At 70.6% G+C, this 5000-nt stretch carries 3 protein-coding genes; 2 read left to right on the plus strand and 1 reads right to left on the minus strand.

The annotated features are described in order from the left end of the window. Positions 1-222 precede the first annotated feature (222 nt). Positions 223-1782 carry an MDR family MFS transporter gene (locus AC07N1_RS23040; protein ID WP_494673910.1) on the plus strand — a complete coding sequence of 520 codons (1560 nt, stop codon included), beginning with the start codon at positions 223-225 and terminating at the stop codon, positions 1780-1782. A 143-nt stretch (positions 1783-1925) separates the two neighbouring features. On the opposite strand, the gene AC07N1_RS23045 is transcribed toward AC07N1_RS23040, so the two are convergent. Next, complete coding sequence (locus AC07N1_RS23045; RefSeq protein WP_494673911.1) at positions 1926-4088, minus strand: primosomal protein N'; 2163 nt, start codon at positions 4086-4088, stop codon at positions 1926-1928. Between the two features lie 135 nt (positions 4089-4223). Here AC07N1_RS23045 and AC07N1_RS23050 point away from each other — a divergent pair, with 135 nt between their 5' ends. Further along, a complete protein-coding gene (locus AC07N1_RS23050; protein ID WP_494673912.1) occupies positions 4224-4904 on the plus strand; it encodes a DUF484 family protein in 681 nt (226 codons plus the stop codon). Positions 4905-5000 lie beyond the last annotated feature (96 nt).

Consider the following 5000-nt stretch of genomic DNA (forward strand, 5'->3'; position numbering starts at 1 on the left):
CAGCGTGACGGAGGGGGCGAGTTCAAGCTCGGCGCCCAGTCTCGCCCCCTCCACCACTTCGTGGTCCCCCTCCCCCGTTGCACGGGGGAGGAGAAGAGCACGCTTCATCTCTCCGGCGCGAACGTCCGCTCTGCGAACGAGATCGCCGTTCCCTCTCCGCCTTCGCGGGCGAACCATGCTAGGCGGGGCGACCCCCTCGGGACATCGCCCACGGACCATCGCATGACCGGCCAATTCACCGACGCCGAACGCCGCACCACCCTGGCCGGCCTGATGATCGTCTTCCTGCTCAGCGCGCTGGACCAGACCATCGTCTCCACCGCCATGCCGCGGATCATCTCCGAGCTGCACGGCCTGACGCTCTACAGCTGGGTGACCACCGCCTACCTGCTGAGCTCGACGGTGATGGTGCCGATCTGGGGCAAGCTGGGCGACATCTACGGCCGCAAGCCGGTTCTGGTGGCCGGCATCTCGATCTTCATGGTCGGCTCGTGGCTGTCGGGCCTGTCGGGCGAGTTCGGCCCGATCGCCGGCATGAGCGGCATGGTGCAGCTGATCGTCTTCCGCGCCCTGCAGGGGATCGGCGGGGGCGCGCTCTTCACCACCGCCTTCGCCATCATCGCCGACCTCTATCCGCCGCGCGAGCGGGGCAAGTTCGCCGGCATCTTCGGCTCGGTGTTCGGCCTGTCCAGCGTGCTGGGCCCGCTGATCGGCGGCTATTTCACCGACCACGGCACCATCCAGCTGGGCGCGCACGTGATCGCCGGCTGGCGCTGGGTGTTCTACGTCAACCTGCCGCTCTGCCTGCTGTCGCTGTTCATGATCCTGGTGAAGATGCCGGCCCTGCCGCACCAGCGCTCGGGAAACATCGACTTCCTGGGCGCGGCCCTGCTGATCGCCGCCTTCGTGCCGCTGCTGCTGGCCTTGAGCCTGGGCGGCCACGACATCGCCTGGGCCTCGGTCCAGAGCGTGGGCCTGTTCGCCGGCGCGGCCGTGGCGCTCGCCCTCTTCGTCTATGTCGAGAGCCGGGTGTCGAACCCGATCGTTCCGCTGCATCTCTTCAAGAACAAGACCTTCGTCACCGCCAACCTGGCGGCCTTCCTGATCTCCATGGCCTTCATGGGCGTGGCGGTGTTCCTGCCGCTCTACATGCAGCTGGGCCTGGGGGTGGACGCCACGACTTCGGGCCTGGCCATGCTGCCGCTGATGGGCGGGCTGATCGTCGGCTCGTCGGTGTCGGGCCAGCTGGTCAGCCGCACGGGCAAGTACAAGCCGTTCATGCTGGGCGGGGCGGTGCTGCTGCTGGTCGGGGTGACCCCGATGATCCATCTGGCCGGGATCAGCCATCTATACTGGCTGTGCCTGCTGCTGCTGGTCGTCGGCGTGGGCCTGGGCCCCAACCAGAGCCTCTTCAACCTGGCCACCCAGAACGCGGTGTCGCCGCGCGACATCGGCGTGGCGACCAGCTCCAACCAGTTCTTCCGCCAGATCGGCTCGACGGTAGGCGTAGCGGTGGCCGGCGCCCTGCTGACCACCCGCCTGGCCAGCTACGGCGGCGGCAAGCTGGATCTCGGCGCCCTGCAGGGCTTGGCCCTGGAGAGCGGCGTGGTCGGCGGCCACCGCGACCCGGCGCTGGGCCAAGCCCTCGCCTACGCCGTCAGCGGGGTGATGCAGGCGGCCCTGCTGGTGATCGTGCTGGGCGTGATCGTGATCTTCTTCGTGCCGGCGCTGCCGCTGCGCTCGCGCATGCCGACGCAGGAACCGGTGCTGGAGAAGGAATAGAACCCATCCTTCTCCCCTTGCGGGAGAAGGTGTCATCCGAAGGATGACGGATGAGGGGTCGAAAGCCCTATCCGCAACCTTCTGAGAGACCCCTCACCCGACCTCGCTCCGCGAGGCCACCCTCTCCCGCAAGGGGAGAGGGATCAGAGGAAACTGTAAGGGTCGATGTCGATCGTCACCCGCACCGAGTTCGGAACCTTGGCCCGCGCCCGCCACGCCGCCATGAACGCCGGCAGGTCGACATTGCGGCCGGCCCGCACCAGGAAGCGCTTGCGCCGTCGTCCGCGCACCAGACCCAGCGGCGCATCAGCGGGGCCGTAGACCTCCACCCCTTCCGCGTTGGGCGTCGCCGCGGCCAGGGCCTGGACGTAGGCTTCCAGCGCCTCGGCGTCGGGACCGGAGGCGATCACCGCGGCCAGGCGCCCGAACGGCGGCAGGCCGGCTTCCTCGCGCATGGCCATCTCGGCCTCGACGAAGGCGTCGCGGTCCTGGGCCTTCAGGGCCTGCAGCACCGCGTGCTCGGGGGCGTAGGTCTGGAGATAGGCGCGACCCGGCTTCTCGTGACGCCCCGCACGACCCGTCGCCTGGGCCAGCAACTGGAACGTCCGCTCGCCGGCCCGCAGATCGCCGCCCCTCAACGACAGATCAGCGTCGATCACTCCGACGAGGGTCAGATTCGGGAAGTTGTGGCCCTTGGCGGCCGCCTGGGTGGCCACGAGAATGTCGATCTCGCCGGCCGCCATCGAGTCCACCAGCGCCCGCGCCCCGGCCGGATCGAACACCGTGTCCGACGAGAACACCGCGATGCGGGCGTCGGGGAACAGGTAGCGCGCCTCTTCCTCCACCCGCTCGACGCCCGGGCCGATCGACACCAGGCTGTCCTTGGCCCCGCAGTGCGGGCAGGCCTCGGGCTTCTTCATCGAGAAGCCGGTCAGGTGGCAGACGAGGCGACCGGTGTAGCGGTGCTCGACCAGCCAGCTGTCGCTGTCGGGCGATTTCAGCTTCTCGCCGCAGGCGCGGCACAGCACCAGCGGCGCATAGCCCCGGCGATTGAGGAAGAGCAGGCTCTGCTCGCCCTTCTGCAGGGTCAGCGACACGGCTTTCACCAGGGTCGGCGACAGCCAGCGGCCAGGCTCGGGCGGGGTGGCCCGCATGTCGATCAGCTCGACGTCGGGCAGCTGCGCCGTGCCGTGGCGCACGCCCAGGCGCAGCCAGCGGTAGCGGCCCGACTGGGCGTTCCACAGGCTCTCCAGCGACGGCGTCGCGCTGGCCAGCACCACCAGGGCCTTCTCGATCTTGGCGCGGGCCACGGCGAGGTCGCGGGCCTGGTAGATGAAGCCCTCCTCCTGCTTGAACGAGCCGTCGTGCTCTTCGTCGACGACGATCAGCTTGAGGTTCGTGAACGGCAGGAACAGCGCCGAGCGGGCCCCGACCACGATGCGGGCACGGCCGTCGGCCACGGCCTCCCAGGCCCGGCGGCGGCGCGGCGGGGAAACGCCGGAGTGCCACTCGATCGGCGCGGCCCCGAACCGCTGCTCGAAGCGGGCCATGACGGCCTGGGTCAGGGCGATCTCGGGCAGCAGCACCAGCACCTGGCCGGCCGGATCGCGCTCGAGGGCGGCGGCGGCGACCTCCAGATAGACCTCGGTCTTGCCCGAGCCGGTGACCCCGTCCAGCAAGGCGGCCTGGAAGCCGCCGGCCGCCAGCATGTCGGCCATGACGTCGGCCGCGGCCTTTTGACTCGGGTTCAGGGTCTGGGGCGGCAGGGAAAGGTCGGGCTGAGGCACCGAGTCGTCGGCGGCGACCAGCACCGCCTCCAGCGCCCCCTCGTCGACCAGCCCCTTGACCACCCCGGCCGAGACCCCGGCCTGGCGGGCCAGTTCGGCGGCGCTCATCGGGCCATGCTCGGCCGCCGCCAGCACCTTCAGGCGCGCGGGCGTCATGCGGCCGGGCGGGACGCCGGTCAGGGCCACGGCCTTTTCCGGCTTGGCGGCCGGGTGGCGCAGGCCGCGCAGGGCCATGGCCAGCGGCCAGCCCGGAACGTCCACCGAATAGCGCGCCGCCCATTCCACGAAGGTGATGACGTTCACCGGCAGGGGCGGGTCATCCACCCGGTGCAGCACGGGCTTCAGCGGCCGGTTGCCGCCCGCGCCTTCGCGCAAGGCCGTCACCACGCCGCGCACGGTGCGCGGACCCAGGGGCACGGCCACGTGGTCGCCGACGGCCAGCGCCAGGCCCTCCGGCTCGGCGTAGTCGAAGGCCTCGGGCAGCGGCATGGGCAGCAGGACGGAGGCGATGCGCGGCATTGGACCCGCCTTCTGCTCCAGAAACGTGGCCGCGTCGAGATGGGGCCGCGGCGCAGGTCATCAAGCCGACGTTAACCGAAACAGGGCTTCATCGCCTCGCCTGACACGTGCAGGCGATCAGGTGTGTGAGGGGTCATGAGCGAATCCAGCCAGGCGATGGTCCAGCCGCAGATCGATCCCGATCTGGTCCGCGACTTCCTGCGTGAGCAGCCCGACATGCTGCGCGAGGACGCCGACCTGCTCAGCGATCTGGGCCTCAAGCTCGACGCAGGCAACGTCGTCGAGTTCGGCCACGCCGCCATCGCCCGCGCCGCCGCCGCCCGCGAACGCGAGGCCCAGGTGCGAAAGACCATCGAGGCCACCGCGGAGGCCAACATGTCGGCCCAGGCCCAGGTGCACGCCGCCGTCATCGACCTGCTCGACGCCCGCAACCACTCCGACCTCGCCCGCCGCGTCGACGAGATGGCCGCCCTGCGCTTCAGCCTCGCCGCCGGCACGCTGGCCCTGGAAGGCCCCGCCCGCGTTCCCGCCGGCTGGCACGCCCTGGTCGACGGCCAGGTCGACATGATCATGGGCGACCACGGCGTCGCCCGCATGGGCTTCTTCGCCCCGGCGCTCGGCCTGTTCGGCGAAAAGTTCGAGACCATCCGCAGCATGGCCCTGGTCCGCATGGCCCTGTGGGAGCCCTCGCGCCAGGGCGTCCTGGCCTTCGGCTCGACCGACCCCGAAGCCTTCACCCCCGACATGGGCTCCGACCTCGTGGCCTTCCTGGCCCGCGTCGTCGAGCGCACGGCCGAGCGTTGGCCGGTGCCGTAATGAGATCCTCCCCCCCTGGGGGAGGTGGCCCAGAGGGCCGGAGGGGGGGCGTTCTCAGCTTCCGCGAAGCTGACAGCTCTTGCCCCAACTGGGGGG

It is taken from the genome of Caulobacter sp. GW821-FHT09B11, from assembly GCF_059418205.1.